This window comes from Ruegeria sp. HKCCA4008 (genome assembly GCF_013033125.1).
In the GTDB taxonomy this organism is placed as follows: domain Bacteria; phylum Pseudomonadota; class Alphaproteobacteria; order Rhodobacterales; family Rhodobacteraceae; genus Ruegeria.
In genome coordinates, this window is record NZ_WQDM01000002.1 from 658,979 (window position 1) to 678,652 (window position 19,674).

The following is a 19,674-nucleotide window of genomic DNA, read 5'->3' on the forward strand; positions in this document are numbered from 1 at the left end:
CGCTAGGCAGTTCTGAGCCGTGGGCGTTTTGCCAACAGGTCAGCCGCCGCACGGGCAATGACCAGTTCTTCATTGGTCGGGATTGCCATCACTACGACGCGGGACAGATCGGTTGAAATGATCCGGTCATTGTCCGCATTTGCATCAGGATTGAGCTCGATGCCCAGCCACCCCATCCCAGAGCATACCCGCTCACGCACCAGACGTGAGTTTTCTCCGATCCCACCGGTAAACACCAAGGCGTCGATACCGCCGAGAATGGCTGCCATCGCGCCAAGCTCGCGCCGGATACGGAAGGTGAAATAGCTGATCGCCTGTCGGCTTTCGCGTGTGTCCGCCTTTTCCAGGGTACGCATATCGTTGGACAGCCCGGACAGGCCCAACAGCCCAGATTTCCGGAACAACAGGTCTGAGATTTCGTCAGCGCTCAGCCCTTCCTGGTCCATCAGATACAGGACCACGCCGGGATCAAGTTGACCACAGCGTGACCCCATCGGCAGCCCGTCCAGTGCCGAAAACCCCATGGTCGATCCGACGGAACGCCCTCCGATCATCGCACACATCGATGCACCATTTCCCAGATGGGCCACGACCACGCGCCCTTCGTGCAAAAGCGGCGCTGTCTTTGCCATGTGATCCGAAATGAATTCATAGCTGAGCCCGTGAAAGCCATAACGCCGAACACCTTTGTCGTAATACTCTCGCGGCAAGGCAAAAACGTCATTCTCCCACGGATGATTGCGGTGAAAGGCGGTGTCGAAACAGGCAATCTGAACCGCATTCGGAAAACGTTCCATCGCGGCCCTTGCTCCGGCCAGATTGTGCGGCTGATGCAAAGGCGCGAACGGCGACAGCTTATCCAGCTCTTGAATGGACGCCTTGGTCAATGGCACCGGAGCGTCGATGTCAGGTCCACCATGGACAACACGATGCCCGACCGCAGTCACGTCGCTGTTTGGAAATGAGCGCGCAAGCAGGTTCAAAACCCAGTCCAGCGCTGTGGCGTGATCGCGTATTTCTCCGGCGGTGCCGCTGGCAAGGACACTTCCGTCGGAAGACTTTGCCTTGACAAGCGGCTCTGGCTCTCCAATCCGCTCCACCGCGCCGGTGCACACCATGATCGGATCGTCATCGGTCAGCTCGAACAGACCAAATTTCATGGAAGACGATCCAGCGTTCAGTGTCACGACATGTGTCATGCGGGTGCTCCGGTGCGCGGTAAGGAAAAGGCTGCGTGCAGTGCCGCCACGGCACAGGACGCAAGCCGGGCTTTGTCGTCATCGGCGCGACTGGTCAAAATGATCGGAGCTTTGGCCCCCATGACCAGACCGGCCCCTTCTGCATTGGCGATATAGGTCAGCTGCTTGGCCATCATGTTCCCGGCATCCAGATTTGGCACCACCAGAATATCGGTTTTGCCCGCGACATCCGACACAATCCCCTTGGAACGCGCAGCCGCAAGGCTGACGGCATTGTCCATGGCAAGGGGGCCATCAACAAGCCCGCCCGTGATCTGACCGCGTTCCGCCATTTTCGACAGCAAAGCCGCGTCAACCGAGGATCGGATCGCCGGATTGACAGTTTCGATGGCAGACAGAACACCCGCCCTGGGGTTTTCGATCCCCAGAGACAGGGCCAGGTCGATTGCGTTCTGGACAATATCAATCTTGGTTTCCAGGTCCGGCTCGATATTGATCGCCGCATCCGTCACCAACAAAGGTCTGGGTTGTCCGGGCACGTCCATGACAAAGACATGGGTAAAGCGGCGGCCGGTGCGCAGGCCGTTTTCACGCCTGAGCGCAGCCTTCAGCAATTCATCCGTATGCAGATGCCCTTTCATCAGCGCTTTCGCACGACCTTCTGCAACCAGGTCGACCGCCGCATGGGCCGCATTGACGTGATCACTCTGCGCAATGATTTCAATCCCATCCAACGACGCTCCGATTTCGGCGGCCGCGTTCGCGATTTTGTCCGGGTCACCGATCAGAATGGGTGTGATGATCGTCTCATGCGCGGCCAGCAGCGCCCCACCCAGGGCATTGGGCTCTTCCGGGGCCACGACAGCGGTCGGCATGGGCGGCAGCGGGCGCACCTTTTCCAGCATAGCATCAAAGTGACGATGACGTTTCACCACCAGCCCGGGCAGATCCAACTCGGCGAACACCATCTCTTTCTCCGGCGCGATCACGACGGCCTGTCCGTTGACGATCACGGCACCGTCCGATGGGCGCGCAACGACCGTGTCAAAGACAACCTCCCGGTTTGGTCGCTTTTCCAGAACGGTGACTTTGGATACCAGCTCATCACCGGCATGCGCCCTTTCCACAAAATCAAATCGCTGCGATTTATAGAGCGTCCCTGCCCCCGGCAGAACGTTCCCCAAAACGGCCGAGATCAGGGCCCCCACGAACATGGCAGGGGCAACCGCTTCGTTGTTGTCGTCGCCGTCGCCGTCTTCGCTGGCCAGATGAAGCGGATTGTGGTTACCGGAATTGTTGGCGAACACATAGAAATCATCGACCGAGCACGTGCGGGCCAGCTCGGCAGTATCACCGACCTGAAGCTTGTTGTAAGGCTTGTTGTGGTACTGCATGAACTATCGTTTCCATTTCGATCCGATTGGCGACGCTGCGAACTCTCTTGCTGATACCCAGTTCAGCGCGCAATGAAAACAACGCATGCCGGCTGCCCGTATCGGTCTGCACGCTATTTCCAGCGGGTAACGCCTTCATGTCGTTACGCCCGGATAATGTGCAGATTGCAGATCAGGCGCGCCGCTTTCCGCCGCCGCCCTGTTTGCGCATCGAAAGCCCGATCCGTTTTCTGGGTACATCCACCTCGACAACGCGCACTTTCACGACTTGCCCGGCCTTGACGACCTCGTGCGGGTCCTTGACGAAGCGGTCGGCCAACTGGCTGACGTGAACCAGACCGTCCTGATGAACGCCCACATCCACAAAGGCCCCAAAGGCCGCCACGTTCGTCACGGTGCCCTCAAGAACCATTCCGGGTTTCAGATCGGTTATCTCTTCGATGCCATCCGCGAAAGTGGCCGTGACAAAGCTGGGCCGGGGGTCTCGTCCGGGTTTCTCAAGCTCGGCAAAGATATCCAGAACCGTGGGCAGGCCGAAATCTTCGGTTACGAATTGCTGTGCCCGCAACCCTTTCAAGGCCCCCTCATGGCCCATGATGTGCCTGATATCCCGCCCGCAGGCCGACACGACGCGGCGGGCGACTTCATAGGCTTCGGGGTGCACCGACGACGCATCAAGCGGTTCGGCGCCGTCCCTTACGCGAAGAAACCCGGCGCATTGTTCAAAGGCACGCGGCCCCAGCCCGGCAACGGACAACAGGTCCTTGCGTGATTGGAACGGCCCGTTCAGATCGCGATGGGCGACGATGGCTTCGGCTTGCGCGGGGCCCAGCCCCGACACGCGCGCAAGCAAAGGTGCAGAGGCCGTGTTCAGGTCAACCCCGACCGCGTTCACGACATCCTCGATCGCGGAATCCAGGGATTGCGACAGGCGGTGCTGGTCAACGTCATGCTGATATTGCCCGACGCCGATGGATTTCGGTTCGATTTTGACCAGTTCTGCCAATGGGTCCTGCAATCGCCGGGCGATGGACACCGCCCCACGCAGCGAAACGTCCAGATCGGGAAACTCTCGTGCTGCCAGCTCCGACGCGGAATAGACCGAAGCCCCCGCTTCGGACACTACCACCTTGGTCGGCGCTTTTACCGCCTTGGGGAGCAGAGCCAGCGTATCTGCAACCAACCGTTCGGTTTCCCGGCTCGCCGTTCCGTTTCCGATGGCGATCAGTTCGATCTGGTGGGCCGAGATCAGATTCAGGATGACAGCCTGCGCTCCGCGCAAATCGTTTTTGGGTTGAAAGGGATATAACGTGTCAGTGGCCACGACCTTGCCCGTTGCGTCAACCACCGCCGCTTTCACGCCGGTGCGGATGCCGGGATCAAGGCCCAAAGTGGCCTTGGCACCCGCCGGAGCGGCAAACAGCAAGTCCTTGAGGTTGCGTGAAAAGACCTGAATTGCCTCGTCCTGTGCCCGACTACGCAGTTCGGCCATCAGTTCGACCATCATCGACAGCGAAAGCTTGACCCGCCATGTCCACCCGGCAACCTTGCGCAACCAGGCATCACCCGGTCCTTGGCCACGGGTCTGCAAATGCGCGGCCACGATGGATTCGGCCCGAGCTGCCCCGAACTCTGGTTCCGGCGCGATATCAAGTGAAACAATGCCCTCTTTTGACGCCCGCAGCATTGCCAATGCCCTATGTGACGGAACATCCGCCCATCGTTCGGAATGGTCAAAATAATCACTGAACTTGGCGCCTTCCTTTTCTTTCCCGTCGACAACCCTTGCACTGAGCAGCGCCTCGCGCTGCATGAAGGCCCGCAACTCACCCAGCAGAGTCGCATTTTCCGTCAATCGTTCAGTCAGAATGTCCCGCGCGCCGTTCAGCGCGTCACGAGGGGTGGCAACGGCCTCGCTCAGGTATGCCCCGACCAGTGTTTCCGGGTCCGCATCGCGATCGGCCAGAATGGCTTCGACCAGGGGTTCCAGCCCGTTTTCACGCGCGATCATCGCCTTGGTGCGCCGCTTGGGCTTGTAAGGCAGATAGATGTCTTCCAGCTGTGCCTTGGTTTCTGCCCGAGCTATCGATTTACTCAGATCTTCGGTCAGCTTCCCCTGTTCTTTTATCGACTTCAGGATGGTTTCCCGCCGTGCCTCAAGCTCACGCAGATAGGTCAAACGCTCGGACAGAAGGCGCAATTGGGTGTCGTCCAACCCACCGGTTGCTTCTTTCCGATAGCGGGCGACAAAGGGAACCGCCGCTCCGTCGTCCAATAGATTGATCGCAGCACCGACCTGATCGGGACGTGCATTGATCTCGGTGGCTATGGTGCGGGCGATACGGTCCAAGGGGGCCTCCTGAAACGGCAGTGGAAGGGCTTCTTAACCAGCCGTTTCAGCAAGGGAAAGTCCCTTGTATCGGCCCGTCGAAAGGCATCGGCAAACAGCGACTGTTTTCGCGGCTATTCGACATGTCTGAGCCATTGAATGAAAACACCAGCCTGCAAAGGCCTCAGCCCCACGGCATCAGCCCGCAATACCCGGTGCGCGCGCCTACATTGTGCGCCATTTGCGCCAGCGTCGTCAGGTCAAAGACCGGCAGTTTCAGGTCTTCCTGAATGCGCTTTGCATAAGGCGGAAGATCTGTGCATTCCAACACCACAGAGCGTATTTCGGGCGTTTCGCGCTTCAGCCTGCGCGCAGCGTCCAGCACTTCGGCCTCGATCAGATCTGTGTCCATTCGGTTGCGAGCGTTGCGCAGGATGACTTCGGCAAACTCACTGGTGTGTTCCAGACCCTGTACGGCCACCGGAACGCCCCCCGCTCCAACGCCTTCGAAATGGCGTTGCGTCAGCGCTGACGAATCTGCTGTAATCACCCCGACCGGTGCGCTGGCCCCGGTCATGTGAAAGGCCAACGGCACCTGTATCAGGCTCGAAGCGAAGACAGGCACCGATACGGCTGCGGCCAACTCTTTTTGGAACAGGGCGAGAAACCCGCAACTTCCGGTAATGGCGCGCACGCCCTCAGCCTCAAGCCGTTGCGCGCCTTTTATGAAGGGGTTCAGCAGATCAGGCGTCGGATTGTTCAGCAGCGTCGGCACCGTGACGCCATCTATCATCTCGTACAGCACCGGGAATGGCAGGCTGGAAGGGTTCTTGATATGACCGGGAGGTTTGGGAAAATAGCTTTCCAAACACAAAACCCCGATAGAGGCTCCGCAGATATTCTGTCCACCCTGGTAGATTGGCATGACGGGGTAATCCTTCTTCGAAACGGTGGTTGTTGCGCGTCAAAATCGCGACAAGGCGAATGAATCCAACGGGATGTTGAGGCGCTGCCCTGACACCAGGTCAGCCACAAGCTCACCTGTTTTGGGGGCCATCATCAAACCGTAATGGGAATGACCAAAGGCGGTGAACAGGCCCTTGTGTCCTTCAACCGGACCGATCGCAGGCAAACTGTCGGGAAAAGACGGGCGTCGGCCCATCCAGAACTGTGTATCCGCGGTGTTCAGATCCGGCATCATTGCGCGGGCCTGTGCGGTCAGAAGCGACTGTTTGCGTGGGTCTGGCGGCGCGTCGATGCTGCCGAATTCGGCCGTGCCCGCCACACGCAGACCGTCCTGCATCGAGCTGGCCACCACCTTGGCGTCCACGTCCATCACCGAGTTTTCCAGGCTGGCAGAGGGGGTCGGGAATTGGACGTGGTATCCACGCTCGGCCACCAGTGGTACGGGCAAACCCAAAGGTTTCAGCAACCCGGCAGACCAAACCCCGGCCGCCAGCACGACAGTATCGGCGTGAAGCGCGCCGGCCGGTGACGTTAAGTGCCATTGTCCGTCTTCCGTGCGCTTTAATTCTTTGACATCTGTCCGCACGAACTCGGCGCCTTGTTGACGGGCCGTGTCGGCCAAAACCGCACCGACCCGGCCAGGAGACGTGACCCGCGCCTGTCCCTTGATCAGGATCGCAGCCTTGAAATCTCGGGACAACGCAGGTTCGATCCGGCGCAATTCCGGTCCGTCAATCCGTTCTAGATGTCCGCCTTTTTCCTGCCGGATCAGATATCCCAGTTCTTTCAGGTCAGCCTGATCGGGGTTGCGAAACGCGTGGATATAGTTGGAATCAACAATAAGGTCTTCGTGCCCGGTATTTTGCAGATGTCTTCGGTACAGATCTATCGACGGGCGGCACAGCACCTCCATTGCGTCCGAGATATTGCGTACGGATTTCACGCTTGAATTCTTCAGGAACCTCAGGCCCCAGGGTATCATCCTGGGCCAGTACGCAGGTCTGACCGTCAACGCGCTTTTCGGGTCCAACAGCATCCCGGGGATCGTTTTCCAGATACCCGGCGTGGCCTGTGGAATGACCGACCAGGGCGAGACGACACCGGCATTGCCGAACGATGTCTCCTGCCCCGGTTCTCCACGGTCGATCAGACGCACGGCAATACCGCGCTCCTGCAACGAGAGCGCACAGCACAGACCGACGATCCCGGCGCCGATGATGGTCACTTGTTCAGGCATGTCAGACCGTTGCTTGAATTCGGCTGCGGGCGATCACCTGAGTGACGATGACAGGAGACGCCACCACCAATGCGATCAGGTCAGCCGTCAGCGTGGGCGCCACGAAGATAATCCCGGCAATGGCCATCAGGATGCGCGACACGAGGTTGAGTGGCTGCAACCAATACCCCACGACCGCTGCCGAAAGGGCGATGACACCGGCGATACAGCTGGCGGCGGTATAGGTAAATTCCCAAAGATCGAACCCGGTGGAAGACACGAACAGCAAAACCGGCGCATAGACGAACGCCATTGGTGCGATGACCTTGCCCAGTCCCAGCGTAAAGGCGGACAGCCCGGTGCGGAACGGGTTGGAATTCGCAATCGCCGCCGCCGCATAGGCCGACGTACAGACCGGAGGTGTGATCTCGGAGACCACGCCGTAATACAACACGAACAGATGGCTGGCGATGGGTGGAACCCCCAACTGCGCCAGCGCCGGCTGCGCGACCGAGACGAGCATGATGTACAGCGCCGTGGTCGGGATGCCGGCACCCATCAGAATGCAGACGATGGCAATGAAGACCAGCGAGATAAACAATTGCAGGTCTTCCATCGCAAACAGTTGGAAACTGCCGAACGAGATCATGTTGTAAAGATCGGAAGCCAGATTGCCCGCGCCCTGCGTGACCATGAAGCCGATGCGAAAGCCGATGCCAGTGGTGTTGATGACACCCACCACGATACCCACTGCGGCGGCTGCAGCGCCCACGGCCAGAGAGTATTTCACACCCAACTCAACCGCTTGCAGCATCTCGGGCACTTCGATCCGCTTCTGCGGGTTCAGCGTGGCGATTACCGACAATCCGCACAGAATCGCGGTCATGGACAGGTCGAACCCACCGTCGGAGAATTTCCAAAGCACGAACGCAAGAAACGCCGCTGCGTAGATCAGTGTTGGCGGTTGCTTGACCCGCGACATGCCTGCGATCACCGCCAGCGATATGCCGCAGAAGGCCGACATGAAGGGCGTGTATCCCGTGAACAGAACCACCAGCAGACCGATCAGCGGCACGATATTGGCCCAGCCCTCGGCCCAGACAGCCTTGAGCTGCGGCAATTGCTCTTTCGCCAGACCTTGCAGGTTCAGCTTGCGCGCCATCAGATGCACCACGGCAAAGACGCCGACATAGTGCAGGATCGCCGGAAAGATCGCCGCGATCACGATTGTGGTATAGGGCACCTCGAGGAACTCGGCCATGATGAAAGCCGCAGCGCCCATGATGGGCGGAGTGATCTGACCACCGGCCGAGGACGCGGCCTCGACCCCACCTGCAAAGTGACCGGGGTATCCAAGGCGCTTCATGTTGGGAATTGTCAGCGCGCCGGTCGAAACGGTGTTGGCCACCGAAGAGCCCGAGATCGTGCCGAAGAAGGCCGAGGATACCACCGACACTTTGGCCGGACCGCCCGTATAGCGACCCGCCAAAATGGTTGCGTTATCAATGAACAATTGTCCAAGCCCCGTTCGCTGAGCGATCACGCCGAACAGGACAAAGTGGAACACGATGGTCGAAACGACCCAAAGCGTCACGCCATAGATTCCTTCCTGCGGGAAATACATCGACGACACGAAGGTTTTGAAGTTCACGCCCGGATGTTGCAGCAATCCGGGAAAATAGGGACCCATCAGCGCGTATGAGATGAATACGCAGATGATCAGCGGCAGCACCCAACCCAGCGTGCGGCGCGCAATGTCCAAAACCAGAAGGATGATGATGACGCCGAGGATCACATCATAGCTGTTTGGGTTGCCCATGCGGAAGGTTTGTTCCTCGATCCCCAGGAACGGGATGCCGCGCCAGGCGAAACCCACGTAAAGCGCGGCGATAATGCCAAGCGCCATGAACACCAGATCATAAAAAGGGACGTTGCCGATGCGGAAGCGACTGACTTTGAGAGCATAGAGGCTTTTGGCCCCGACAATCGGGATCGTGGCGTAGACCAGAATGAACAGCAGAGCCAGATAGATGCCCATATGCCAGTGGTCGGCAGGCAGACCGAACCCAGCCGTGAAGAATTCGTAGAATGCAAAGATCAGGGCGACGACACGCAACACCTTGCCTGCCGTGGGCGTGACCTGCCGGACAGCGGCGCCTTCGTCGAACTGTTCTTCGATGGCCGCCAGTTCCTCGGCCGTCAGTTCGTGGTCATCAAGTTTCTGGGTCTCGGACATGATGGCCCCCCGATTTCGCATAATTCCAGAGTGCGGTGCCCCGGGAAGGGGCACCGACGACAGGTTTCAGTCAGGTGTGGTTATTGAAGAAGACCGGCTTCTTTATAGAATTTCTCGGCACCCGGATGCAGCGGAACACCCAGCGCCTCGACGCCGTCGAGCGCAGTATCAGGCGTGATCTGCTTGCCTTTTGCGTGGCCGTTGTCCAGCAGCTTGCGCGTGTTGTCGTTCCACAGGGCCTTGGTCAGCTGATAGACCAGATCTTCGGACAGATCCGATGAAACAACCAGCATCGCGCTTACCGCGGGGGTCTTGGTTTCGGAATCGATGCCTTCATATACACCACCCGGGATAGCGGACGGGATATAGGCAGGAATGATCTCGTTGATCTTTGCCAAATCTTCATCGCTGAAGGAATGCAGGTTCATGCCCTTGGTCGAAGACAACTGCACCATCGCGGCAACCGGCCATCCTGCTGCGTAGAAATAGGCGTCCAGTTGGCCATCGGCCAGACGCTCGGCGCTCTGGCTGTTGTTCAACTCGGCCTCATCCATATTGTCACGGTTGACGCCCCATGCTTCCAGCATTTGCAACACAGCCACCTGCGTGCCGGAACCAGCTTGGGCAATACCAACGCGCTTGCCTTTGAGATCACTCAGATCGTTGATCGTCTGGCCTGCGGGAAGAACCAGGTGCAGGTCTTCCGGGAACAGGTTTGCGACGATGCGCAGTTTCGGGTGGGGTTTGCCTTCAAACTTGCCCTCACCCAGATACATCGAACGGGTTACATCTGCCGCGGCCAGGCCGGCCTCAAGCTCGCCGTTTTGCACGGCGGCATTGTTGAAGACTGACGCCGTTGTTGACTGTGCAATCGCGATCAACCCGGGCACGCCGCATTGGCCGCCCTCTTCGCAGGGGCGTGAGCCCGGAGGGGCCGAAATTCCGTTGGCGATGGTCCCGCCGATCGGGAAATAAGTGCCGCCTGCACCGCCGGTGCCGATGCGGAAAAAGGTTGGGTCCTGTGCAAACGCCGGTGCAGCCAATGCACCCGCCAAAGCCAAACCCGTCAGGCATTTCATCAATCTCATCATAAGCTCCCAGTTGTGGATCATTGGATTCGGTTTGTCCGAATTCTGATCCGTTCAGCCTATGGAGTTTTATCATAAATACAAATTTGTTATATTTAACAAAACGAAAGTTTTGCTTATATATTTAACATGAACCTTGCTCAATTGACCGTTTTTCGTGAGGTGATGGAAACCGGGTCCATCTCTCAAACCGCAAAGAAGCTGAACAGGACACAACCCGCGATCAGCCTGGCAATCAAGAACCTGGAAAGAAGTCTTGGACTGACCCTTTTCGAACGAAAAGGCCGGCGTTTGATCCCAGTGCCAGAGGCGCATTACCTGTTGGCCGAGACCACCGGAATACTGGACAGATTATCTACGGTTTCCAGCACGATGCACGGGCTTCTTAAAGGAAGTTCGGGCAATCTGAACATTGCGGCAATGCCGGGACCGTCCATTTTTGCCTTCCCGAATTTCATCAGCCGTTCAGTTGGCGGGAACCCGGACATCCGGGTTACGCTGTCAACCCGCAGTTCGCCACAGATAATGGAACTTGCAGGCACTCAGAACATTGATTTCGGGTTTGCTGATTTCGAACACGCGGTCGGAAAGAAGCCGCAATTCACAGCAGAGATCATCAGCGGAGACTGCTTTTGCGCAATGGATCGGGACAACCCGTTGGCGAAAGAAAAGGCTGTGACGATTTCGGATCTCGATGATGTGCCAATGGGTGGACTGTATGACACCCACCCTTTTCAGAAGAAAGTGCAACGCGCTTTTCAGATGGTTGCCGCCACTTACAAACCAAGTGTGACGTGCCAGTATTTTCTTCCGCTCATTCCGTTTGTTGGATCGGGGCAGTGCTGCTCGATTGTCGATCCGTTGACCGTTGCGACGGAACGGAAGCTGAATATCTCGCATGGCCGTGTGGTATTCCTGCCTTTCAAGGACCCCCTCAGATACGAATACGCCATCCTGTCGCCGGATCATCGCCCCCCGTCGCAATTGGCGCTGAAAATAAAAGCGGGATGGAAGGCGGAAGTTGTGTCGATGCTGGATCAGACCAACGCCAACCCGCGGACTGAAGACTTCTGAAAGACACCCGGCCGCACTGCGACGCAGACGACAACCGGAAGAACTCAGATGCCGCGCGCAACAGAGGCCTCCAGCGTCGATTTGAGCAGTTGCGGATCTATCGGTTTGTAAAACAGCGGCAGCTTTGCTTGTTTGCATTGCTGGACAAGCTCTTGTGATCGATTGGCTGAGATAATACAGCCGGGCAAATGCCCGAATTCATCCGTTAGGGCGCGCATGGCGTCCGTGCCTGTTTTTCCGTTGTTCAATTGATAGTCGGCGACAACAAAGTCTGGCAGGATGCCTATTTCGCGCAGAAGGCCAATCGCTTCGCTTTCGCTTTCGCATTCCAGAACCTCGACGCCCCAGGATTCGATGGTCATGGTCAACGCCCCGCGCAGGTTTTCATCGTTTTCGATCAACAGGGCGACGGTGTTGCCCAGCACATTCGAGTTTGGTTTTTGTACCACTGAGGAGCAGAGAGAAACCTCTGGTTTCGCCCGGGCCAAAGGTATTTCGACCGAAAACCCCGTGCCCTTTCCAACTTCGGAAAACAGGTGGATGGGGTGTTGAAGCAATCCGCAGGCCCGCTCGACAATCGCAAGACCCAACCCCATGCCTTCGGCGGCGCTGGCATCTGAATGCAAACGCTGAAATTCCTGAAACACGATATCTCTTTGATCTGATGCTATGCCGATGCCCGTGTCCCAGACTTCCAAAGCAATTGCGTTCTTGCGATGCCTGACACCAACAAGAACTTTCCCGGTCTCGGTATACCGGATCGCGTTTGACAGCAGATTCTGCAATATACGCCGAAGGTAACTGGCATCGCTTGTGACCAGAGCCTTTGTGTCAACAAAACGCAGTTTCAGACCTTTGGCCTGGGCGACGGGATTGAATGCGTCTTCCATCTGCAAGAAAAGCTCGCCCACCGACACCGTGGACAGATGCGCCTTGGCCCGCCCGGAATCCAGCTTTGAGATGTCCAGCAGGGCTTCGAGAATGTGTTCGACACTGTTCAGGGCGCTTTCTGCTTTTGCTGCAACGGTCTGCGCGGTGTCAGTGTCCAAACCGCTGCCCAGTGACGCAACATAGAGCTTTGCAGCAGACAGAGGTTGCAACAGGTCATGGCTGGCGGCGGCCACAAAACGCGATTTTGACGCGTTCGCCCGTTCAGCCTCGTTCAGCGCGTCCGCAAGTTCCATTGTGCGTGACGCCACACGTTGTTCCAAAAGTTCCTTGGCTTCATACAAGGCCTGCGCAGACCTCCGTTCCGCAGTTACATCGGTAAAGGAAATCACAAAGCCCCGATCGGGCATTTCCTGGGCAAAGACCGACAGGATTTTCGATCGCCCCCGATGCATCTGGAACTGAAGAGGGCGGCGATAGGTTGGTCGGCTGACCCAATCCAGCAGATCCGCCTCGGTTATGCCTTTCTGAAAGCTGATGTTGTCGCCCAAGCGATTAGACAGGGTTTCAAACCGCGTGCCCATCTGAAACTGAGTGATCGGTATTGCCAAAAGCTCGCTTGCGCGGGTGTTCCACCCGATCATGCGGTGCTTGTTGTCAAAGATGCAGACGCCCTGATCGATATGTTCAAGCGTAGCGCGGATCAGCCGCGCCTTATCGTCAAGAATGCGATCCCTTTCTTGCCGTTCGATCCGCATGATGTCTGTTACGTCAGTTTGCAGGATCACGGTGCCCCCGTCTGGGGTGCGGTGTTCTGACACTTGCGTCCACCGATTGCCCGAAAGACGAACATTGAACACCACGTGATCATCTGCGTGACGATCCAGGCGGCTTCTGGCCCAGTCCTCTGGGGTCATTGTCTCTGGCAAGGACAGGAACCCGGATTGGCTGACCAGTTCCACGTAATCGGCAAAGCGCAAGCCGGGGTTCAGCTGTTCCTGAATGTCGGGCATATGCATCCCGAACCGGCTGTTGCACAGCACCAGTTCTTCGTCACGATTGAACAGGGCAAAGCCTTCCTGCACCGTTTCGATCGCATTTGCCAAATCTGCGCGCGCCGCTTCGGTTTCCTTGTTGGCCTGCGCCAGCCTGGCGTTGGAGTCATTCAGAAGCTCAAGCGCACGCTCAAGGTCATCCGTACGGGCGCGGACCTCTTGTTCAAGCACCGCCGCCCGTTGGAACTGAGCATAAGCCGCGCCAGAGGCATTGGTGGATTCTTCGACCCGCCGCATCAGGGCTTCGGCGATTTTCCTAAGCTTCTCGTTCTGACGACCAAGTGAGTCCGAGGGGTCTGTGAGATGCTCGATCATACCTTACTCTTTCTCGGGCGGGTATATCGCCACGCCGGTCAGGGTCTGGTTCACATGGATCGAATTGAATTGCTCTCCATAGGTCGAGAAACCGACCACGTGATGGCGGGACAGGATGTCCGAGATCGCGTGCGTCTTCTGCTTTTGCTGGGCCTCCAGCCGACGAAGGATGCAGTCACAACCCAAAATGGTGTCGGGTTGCTGCTTCTCGGTCAACAGGCTGATTTCTTCCTGTAGATGTTCAACCATGTCCCGAGGTTCTGCCAGCGTCAGGACCAAGCCTTCGTCAATCGCCGAAAAAAAGACGAGATCGCCATTTCCCGCCACCTGCTGGATCGCGCGGACATGGTGTTGCCCGCCTATTTGCACAACCACTGGATGGGCCGCGAATGTGAATGTGGTGAGCTGTTCCGGGTCTTTGCCGAGAATACGGGCGTATTCGCGGGCAGCGGGTTCGGCATTGATTTCCTGAACGATGCGTTTTGCCGGGTCTGCCTTGGTCACGACCATGCGATGGGCGGTGGGCAGAAGGTGATCGGTTTTGAACACCTTGATCGGACACCGCGTGCGAACCTGCGTGAGTACGGCTGCGTTGCTTCTTGCCTGCCCCTGATACAGAACATATGTGCGCCCGAATTTGGTTCCATCTCCCGCCGAACCGCCGAACAATGGCACCGGTCCCAGCCCCACAGCCAATTCCGACGTCAGTTCATCTTCTTTTGTCGACAGCCCGTCGATCATCAGGAAAGTGAATTCATGGCTCCAGTCGGGTGCGTTCGCCATCATTACATTTCTGTTGTGGATCATCTCTTTGATGATGCTGTCGGAATCGAATTCGTTCAGATCCGGAACAAGAACCGTGCGTATGTCGAAATGGGATTGCGGCAGGCCGATCGCGACGATCTGATCATCGCAATACCCATTATCCGCCAGCTCTCCGGCGGTGGTGCAACCAACAATCGGGGTCGGCGCAAAGGCGCGCTCGGCATCCGCGATCACCACGGATGCATCGGCGTTCGGGCTGACAAAAAGAATGACAAGCGCAAGTGGGTCATCACCCAACTGGCGTCTGAGTGTCTCGATCGACTGCCCGGTGTCGTGTCGTGCAAAAGCCGTTTTGACGATGCCTTGCGCACGGGTCCGGGCTGTTGCCCACCCGACTGCTTGGTCCATCGTGCCTCCTCCCTAAAAGCGCGACTATGACGTGAGAGTATGACGCTTAGCCTTGGTCTTGCAAGACACTGGCAAAGGACGCTTTCTTGACGATCAGAACCGCCTGCGTACGGCTTTGGACACCCAGTTTTCGCATTATTGCCGTCACATGCGCTTTGACCGTCGTTTCCGCAATCGACAAGTCATAGGCGATTTGCTTGTTCAGTTTACCTTCGCAGATCAGTTGCAAGATGCGCGCCTGCTGATTTGTCAGTGTCGCCAGTCGTTTGACCGCTTCGCCGTGTTCGTCCTCTTCCTCGGTGTCAATCAAAACGCAGCCCTCCGGCACGAAAACGTCACCGGCATGCACTGTTTCGAATGCAGTGCGGAACACGTCGCGCTGGCTGTGCTTGGGGACATAGCCTGATGCGCCGGCCCGTATCACCTTGCTGACAACGCGGTTGTCCGTCAGCGACGACACCACGATCACCGGTGCGCTTGCGGCAGCCTTCAAGCGGATCAGACCTTCCAGGCCGTCCACATCCGGCAAATTGAGATCCAGCATGACCGCATCGGGTTTCAGCCCTTTTGCCAGCAGATCCAACGCGACCTCCAGCCGGTCTGCCGTATGGACTTCCCGGATCTGAGCCACACTTTGCAGGGTCATCGACAAGGCGTCGCAAAACAATGGATGGTCATCAACGATCAGCACGTTTTCGAAATCACTGCGCGCGGCGGACTCAGCAAGCATTTGGTATAGCCTTTTGCATTCAAATGGTCTCCAGCCTAACCAATCCTAGCAACGAATGAAAACCACGCATACTGGCGGAAGGTCGTATAGCACCGCGCACCCCGGATCAGGATCAGAAGCGTGTGACATGTTCTGTAACTGAACCGGATCAGCCCGCCGTTCTCTTGCCCGGGTTGCAGGCTGCCCGGCGATGCCCGAGCATGTCAGGAACGACCAAGTATTCTCCTCCGTCTTGGTCGCCCAGCGAAGTGAATGCACTATCCGACGTCCTGGATATCAGAACTGCTGGCGACCTGAGCCAATATCAGTCGCGTTTCAATTTTCGGTTACGCAGCTATGATGCTGGTGTTTCCAAATCAGCGATGTCGCAGGAAGGGCGTATCGCGGAAATCTTCAAACGTCGCGGCCTTACACATTCACCCCCTGCCCTGCGGTGACTACACCCAAGGTCTTATAGGCAAGGCTGCGAACACCGCGTAGCGTAACAAAAATATACTTGGAGAAGTGACATGGAACTCAATGACAGCCGCGTCATCGCCGCGCCGCGATCCAAAGTCTGGGCCTCGCTCTTGTCGGCTGAAGTTCTGAAGGAATGCGTGCCGGGATGTCAGGAGATGACAGGCTCGATCGAAGACGGGTTCGAGGCCACCGTCGTGCAAAAAGTAGGCCCGGTCAAAGCGACGTTCAAAGGCTCTGTAACCCTTTCTGATCTCGTGGAGCTTGAAAGCGTGAAGTTATCGGGTGAAGGTAAGGGAGGAGCCGCCGGATTTGCCAAAGGCGCGGCCGACGTCACCTTGTCGGATGCCCCCGAAGGCACATTGCTGACCTACGCGGTAGATGCACGCGTCGGTGGCAAACTGGCTCAGTTGGGGGGGCGCGTGATCGATGGGGTTGCCAGAAAAATGGCCGACCAGTTCTTTGAGAACTTTCAGAATGCGGTCGAACCTCAGGATGCGCCCGAGCCCGAAACCTCGGAAGAAGGCGAGACCGGGGAAGAAAAGAAAGGTTGGATCAAGCGCGTGTTAGGCGGTTGATCCTTTGGAATTCAGGGAGGAGAAAGTCATGAAAATTTCCATGACCGTGAACGGCAAAGCCGTAAGCGGAGACGTCGAGGGCCGGACATTGCTGTCCGGTTTCCTGCGCGATCATCTGTCTTTGACGGGCACGCATGTGGGGTGCGACACTGCGCAATGCGGCGCTTGCGTGGTGCATGTGAATGGCGAAGCGGTGAAATCGTGCAACATGCTGGCTGCCGAAGCAGATGGGGCTGATGTCGGCACGATCGAAGGCCAGGCAACAGCGGATGGGTCGTTGAACGTGATCCAGCAGGCGTTTCAGGATCACCACGGTCTGCAATGCGGATTCTGCACTCCGGGCATGGTGATGAGCGCCGCCGCGCTGCTGAAAGACAACCCGCGCCCGACCGAAGCCGAAATCCGGAAGTATCTGGAGGGCAACCTGTGCCGCTGTACCGGGTATCACAACATCGTCAAAGCGATCATGGCCGCATCCGGCCAGGACGTGGGCAGCATCGCTGCGGAATGATGCCGCTGCGGGCGTCGGAAGCACGCCCGTGGGATGAGTGAGGGATGCAGCAGCATCCGTTTATGGGAGGAGAACAAGCAATGCCCAAAGACAGTGGCATCGGAGCCAGTTCCAAGCGGCGCGAGGACGTACGCTTTCTGACCGGAGCAGGCAATTATACCGACGACATCAACGTGCATGGCCAGGCCTATGTGCATTTTCTGCGGTCCGACATCGCGCATGGCCGGATCAAATCCGTGGACACTTCGGCGGCCGAAGGCATGCCGGGCGTGGTCAAGGTGTTTACCGGCAAGGATTTCGAAGGCGTGGGCGGTATGCCCTGCGGCTGGGAAGTCACCGACAAGCACGGCGCGCCGATGCAAGAGCCGCCGCACCCCATTCTGGCGCAAGGCAAAGTGCGTCATGTGGGCGACCCGATCGCAGCCGTTGTGGCCGACAGTCTTGAGCAGGCCCGCGACGCGGCTGAGGCCATCGAAGTGGATATCGAGGAACTGCCCGCGGTGATCGACATGAAGGCAGCCGCGCAGGATGGCGCGACGCTGGTCCATGACGATCTGAAGAACAACATCTGCTATGACTGGCAGCTGGGTGAGGCGGACGATGCCAAGGTGAACGAGGTGTTTGCCAACGCCGCTCATGTCACCACGCTGGAGCTTGTGAACAACCGTCTGGTCGCCAACCCGATGGAACCGCGCGTGGCCGTGGCGGAATACAGCCGGGGCACGGATGAGTATACGCTTTATACCACGTCGCAGAACCCGCATGTGATCCGGCTGCTGATGTGCGCCTTCGTGCTCGGCCTGCCCGAGCACAAGGTCCGCGTCGTGGCGCCGGATGTGGGCGGCGGTTTCGGCACCAAGATTTTCCACTATGCGGAAGAGGCATTCTGTACCTTTGCCGCCAAGGCCTGCAACCGCCCGGTCAAGTGGACGGCCAGCCGGTCCGAGGCGTTCATGTCGGATGCACAGGGCCGCGACCATGTCAGCAAGATCGAGCTGGCGCTGGATGCCGACAACAATTTCGTCGGCCTGCGCACCAACACATACGCCAATCTGGGCGCGTATCTGTCGACGTTTTCCAGCTCGGTCCCGACCTGGCTGCACGGGACGCTGATGGCGGGCAACTACAAGACGCCGGTCATTCAGGTGAACGTGAAGGCGATGTTCACCAACACGGTGCCGGTGGACGCCTATCGCGGCGCAGGCCGCCCCGAGGCGACGTATCAGCTGGAACGTGTGATCGACAAAGCCGCGCGCGAACTGGGTGTCGATCCGATCGCCCTGCGTCGACAGAACTTCATCACGCAGTTCCCCTACGACACGCCGGTGGCGCTGACCTATGACACCGGGGACTACAACGGAACGATGGACAAGCTTGAGGCCGCCGCCGATCTGGCAGGTTTTGCAGCGCGGCGCGCGCAAAGTGAAGCCAACGGCAAGCTTCGGGGTTTGGGCATCAACTGCTATATCGAGGCCTGCGGCATCGCGCCTTCCAACATTGTCGGAATGCTCGGGGCCCGAGCGGGCCTCTATGATGCAGCAACTGTTCGGGTTAATGCGACAGGCTCCATCAGCGTCATGGTCGGCGCGCACAGCCATGGACAGGGACACGAGACGGCCTTTCCGCAGGTGGTGGCCGACATGATCGGTATCGACGAGTCGATGGTCGAGATCGTGCATGGCGATACCTCGAAAATCCCGTTCGGTATGGGCACATACGGTTCGCGTTCGCTGGCGGTCTGTGGCTCGGCCATGGTCAAGGCGACCGAAAAGGTGATCGACAAGGCCAAGAAGATCGCCGCCCACCTGCTGGAGGCATCCGAGGCCGATATCGAGCTCAAGGACGGTCAGTTCAGCGTTGCGGGTACCGATAAGTCAGTGGCCTGGGGCGATGTGACCCTGACGGCCTATGTCCCGCACAACTATCCGCTGGAAGTGGAGCCCGGATTGGAGGAAACCGCTTTCTATGATCCGGCCAACTTTACCTTCCCGGCAGGCGCCTATGCCTGCGAGGTCGAGGTCGATCCGGAAACCGGTCAGGTCAGCATCGCGAAATTCACTGCGGCGGATGATTTCGGCAACATCATCAATCCAATGATCGTGGATGGTCAGGTCCATGGCGGTATCGGTCAGGGCATCGGGCAGGCGCTGCTTGAGAACTGTGCCTATGACGAAAACGGCCAGCTGCTGAGTGCGTCCTTCATGGACTATGCGATGCCGCGTGCGGATGACGTGCCATTCTACGGCGTAGATCATTCCAGCCAGACGCCATGTACGCACAATCCCTTGGGCGTAAAGGGCTGTGGCGAAGCCGGTGCGATCGGGTCGCCACCTGCGGTCGTCAACGCGGTTCTTGACGCGCTGAATTCGGGCGGCAAGGCGGTGGACCATATCGACATGCCGGTCAGCCCCTCGCGCGTTTGGGCGGCGATGAACGGTTGAGTGGAGAGAGCGGACCGGGGGCCGG

Annotated in this window: 14 protein-coding genes; 4 read left to right on the forward strand and 10 right to left on the reverse strand. The window is 58.1% G+C overall.

Features of this window, described 5'->3' with window-relative positions; translation table 11 throughout:
- Positions 1-2: 2 nt before the first annotated feature.
- From GOW60_RS07515 to GOW60_RS07545, 7 genes are all read right to left on the reverse strand, one after another.
- Positions 3-1,199 carry an acetate/propionate family kinase gene (locus tag GOW60_RS07515; RefSeq protein WP_171228798.1) on the reverse strand — a complete coding sequence of 399 codons (1,197 nt, stop codon included), beginning with the start codon at positions 1,197-1,199 and terminating at the stop codon, positions 3-5.
- Entirely contained in the window at positions 1,196-2,593 is a 1,398-nt protein-coding gene (locus GOW60_RS07520) for a bifunctional enoyl-CoA hydratase/phosphate acetyltransferase (RefSeq protein WP_171228799.1), read from the reverse strand. Before GOW60_RS07520 ends, GOW60_RS07515 begins: the two co-directional genes overlap by 4 nt.
- 172 nt (positions 2,594-2,765) lie before the next feature.
- A complete protein-coding gene (locus GOW60_RS07525) occupies positions 2,766-4,943 on the reverse strand; it encodes a Tex family protein (protein ID WP_171228800.1) in 2,178 nt (725 codons plus the stop codon).
- A gap of 163 nt (positions 4,944-5,106) precedes the next feature.
- Positions 5,107-5,847, reverse strand: a complete 741-nt coding sequence (locus GOW60_RS07530) for an aspartate/glutamate racemase family protein (protein ID WP_171228801.1) — start codon at positions 5,845-5,847, stop codon at positions 5,107-5,109.
- A 39-nt stretch (positions 5,848-5,886) separates the two neighbouring features.
- Entirely contained in the window at positions 5,887-7,125 is a 1,239-nt protein-coding gene (locus GOW60_RS07535; RefSeq protein WP_171228802.1) for an FAD-binding oxidoreductase, read from the reverse strand.
- 1 nt (position 7,126) lies between these two features.
- Positions 7,127-9,340 carry a TRAP transporter fused permease subunit gene (locus tag GOW60_RS07540; RefSeq protein ID WP_171228803.1) on the reverse strand — a complete coding sequence of 738 codons (2,214 nt, stop codon included), beginning with the start codon at positions 9,338-9,340 and terminating at the stop codon, positions 7,127-7,129.
- Positions 9,341-9,420: 80 nt separating this feature from the next.
- A complete protein-coding gene (locus GOW60_RS07545; RefSeq protein WP_171228889.1) occupies positions 9,421-10,428 on the reverse strand; it encodes a TAXI family TRAP transporter solute-binding subunit in 1,008 nt (335 codons plus the stop codon).
- 129 nt (positions 10,429-10,557) lie between these two features.
- On the opposite strand from GOW60_RS07545, the gene GOW60_RS07550 reads away from it, so the two are divergent.
- Positions 10,558-11,502 (forward strand): LysR family transcriptional regulator, encoded by a 945-nt coding sequence (locus GOW60_RS07550; protein ID WP_171228804.1) that lies wholly within the window; start codon positions 10,558-10,560, stop codon positions 11,500-11,502.
- Between the two features lie 44 nt (positions 11,503-11,546).
- On the opposite strand, the gene GOW60_RS07555 is transcribed toward GOW60_RS07550, so the two are convergent.
- Genes GOW60_RS07555 through GOW60_RS07565 form a run of 3 tightly spaced genes read right to left on the reverse strand, consistent with a single transcriptional unit; the run spans position 11,547 to position 15,663 of the window.
- Positions 11,547-13,760, reverse strand: a complete 2,214-nt coding sequence (locus GOW60_RS07555; RefSeq protein ID WP_171228805.1) for a PAS-domain containing protein — start codon at positions 13,758-13,760, stop codon at positions 11,547-11,549.
- 3 nt (positions 13,761-13,763) lie between these two features.
- Entirely contained in the window at positions 13,764-14,933 is a 1,170-nt protein-coding gene (locus tag GOW60_RS07560) for an FIST N-terminal domain-containing protein (RefSeq protein ID WP_171228806.1), read from the reverse strand.
- Positions 14,934-14,979: 46 nt separating this feature from the next.
- Positions 14,980-15,663: a response regulator transcription factor gene (locus tag GOW60_RS07565; protein WP_171228807.1), complete on the reverse strand. Its 684-nt coding sequence runs from the start codon at positions 15,661-15,663 to the stop codon at positions 14,980-14,982.
- 509 nt (positions 15,664-16,172) lie between these two features.
- Here GOW60_RS07565 and GOW60_RS07570 point away from each other — a divergent pair.
- From GOW60_RS07570 to GOW60_RS07580, 3 genes are all read left to right on the forward strand, one after another.
- A complete protein-coding gene (locus GOW60_RS07570; RefSeq protein ID WP_171228808.1) occupies positions 16,173-16,697 on the forward strand; it encodes a CoxG family protein in 525 nt (174 codons plus the stop codon).
- A gap of 28 nt (positions 16,698-16,725) precedes the next feature.
- On the forward strand, positions 16,726-17,208 hold the full coding sequence (locus GOW60_RS07575; RefSeq protein WP_171228809.1) for a (2Fe-2S)-binding protein: 483 nt from the start codon (positions 16,726-16,728) through the stop codon (positions 17,206-17,208).
- Between the two features lie 80 nt (positions 17,209-17,288).
- On the forward strand, positions 17,289-19,649 hold the full coding sequence (locus GOW60_RS07580) for a xanthine dehydrogenase family protein molybdopterin-binding subunit (RefSeq protein ID WP_171228810.1): 2,361 nt from the start codon (positions 17,289-17,291) through the stop codon (positions 19,647-19,649).
- Positions 19,650-19,674 lie beyond the last annotated feature (25 nt).

Excerpts from the sequence above, each read along its gene's own strand:
- GOW60_RS07515 (WP_171228798.1), bottom strand. The coding sequence starts at position 1,199 with ATGACACATGTCGTGACACTGAACGCTGGATCGTCTTCCATGAAATTT.
- GOW60_RS07520 (WP_171228799.1), bottom strand. The coding sequence starts at position 2,593 with ATGCAGTACCACAACAAGCCTTACAACAAGCTTCAGGTCGGTGATACT.
- GOW60_RS07530 (WP_171228801.1), bottom strand. The coding sequence starts at position 5,847 with ATGCCAATCTACCAGGGTGGACAGAATATCTGCGGAGCCTCTATCGGG.
- GOW60_RS07535 (WP_171228802.1), bottom strand. The coding sequence starts at position 7,125 with ATGCCTGAACAAGTGACCATCATCGGCGCCGGGATCGTCGGTCTGTGC.
- GOW60_RS07540 (WP_171228803.1), bottom strand. The coding sequence starts at position 9,340 with ATGTCCGAGACCCAGAAACTTGATGACCACGAACTGACGGCCGAGGAA.
- GOW60_RS07545 (WP_171228889.1), bottom strand. The coding sequence starts at position 10,428 with ATGAGATTGATGAAATGCCTGACGGGTTTGGCTTTGGCGGGTGCATTG.
- GOW60_RS07550 (WP_171228804.1), top strand. The coding sequence starts at position 10,558 with ATGAACCTTGCTCAATTGACCGTTTTTCGTGAGGTGATGGAAACCGGG.
- GOW60_RS07555 (WP_171228805.1), bottom strand. The coding sequence starts at position 13,760 with ATGATCGAGCATCTCACAGACCCCTCGGACTCACTTGGTCGTCAGAAC.
- GOW60_RS07560 (WP_171228806.1), bottom strand. The coding sequence starts at position 14,933 with ATGGACCAAGCAGTCGGGTGGGCAACAGCCCGGACCCGTGCGCAAGGC.
- GOW60_RS07565 (WP_171228807.1), bottom strand. The coding sequence starts at position 15,663 with ATGCTTGCTGAGTCCGCCGCGCGCAGTGATTTCGAAAACGTGCTGATC.
- GOW60_RS07570 (WP_171228808.1), top strand. The coding sequence starts at position 16,173 with ATGGAACTCAATGACAGCCGCGTCATCGCCGCGCCGCGATCCAAAGTC.
- GOW60_RS07575 (WP_171228809.1), top strand. The coding sequence starts at position 16,726 with ATGAAAATTTCCATGACCGTGAACGGCAAAGCCGTAAGCGGAGACGTC.
- GOW60_RS07580 (WP_171228810.1), top strand. The coding sequence starts at position 17,289 with ATGCCCAAAGACAGTGGCATCGGAGCCAGTTCCAAGCGGCGCGAGGAC.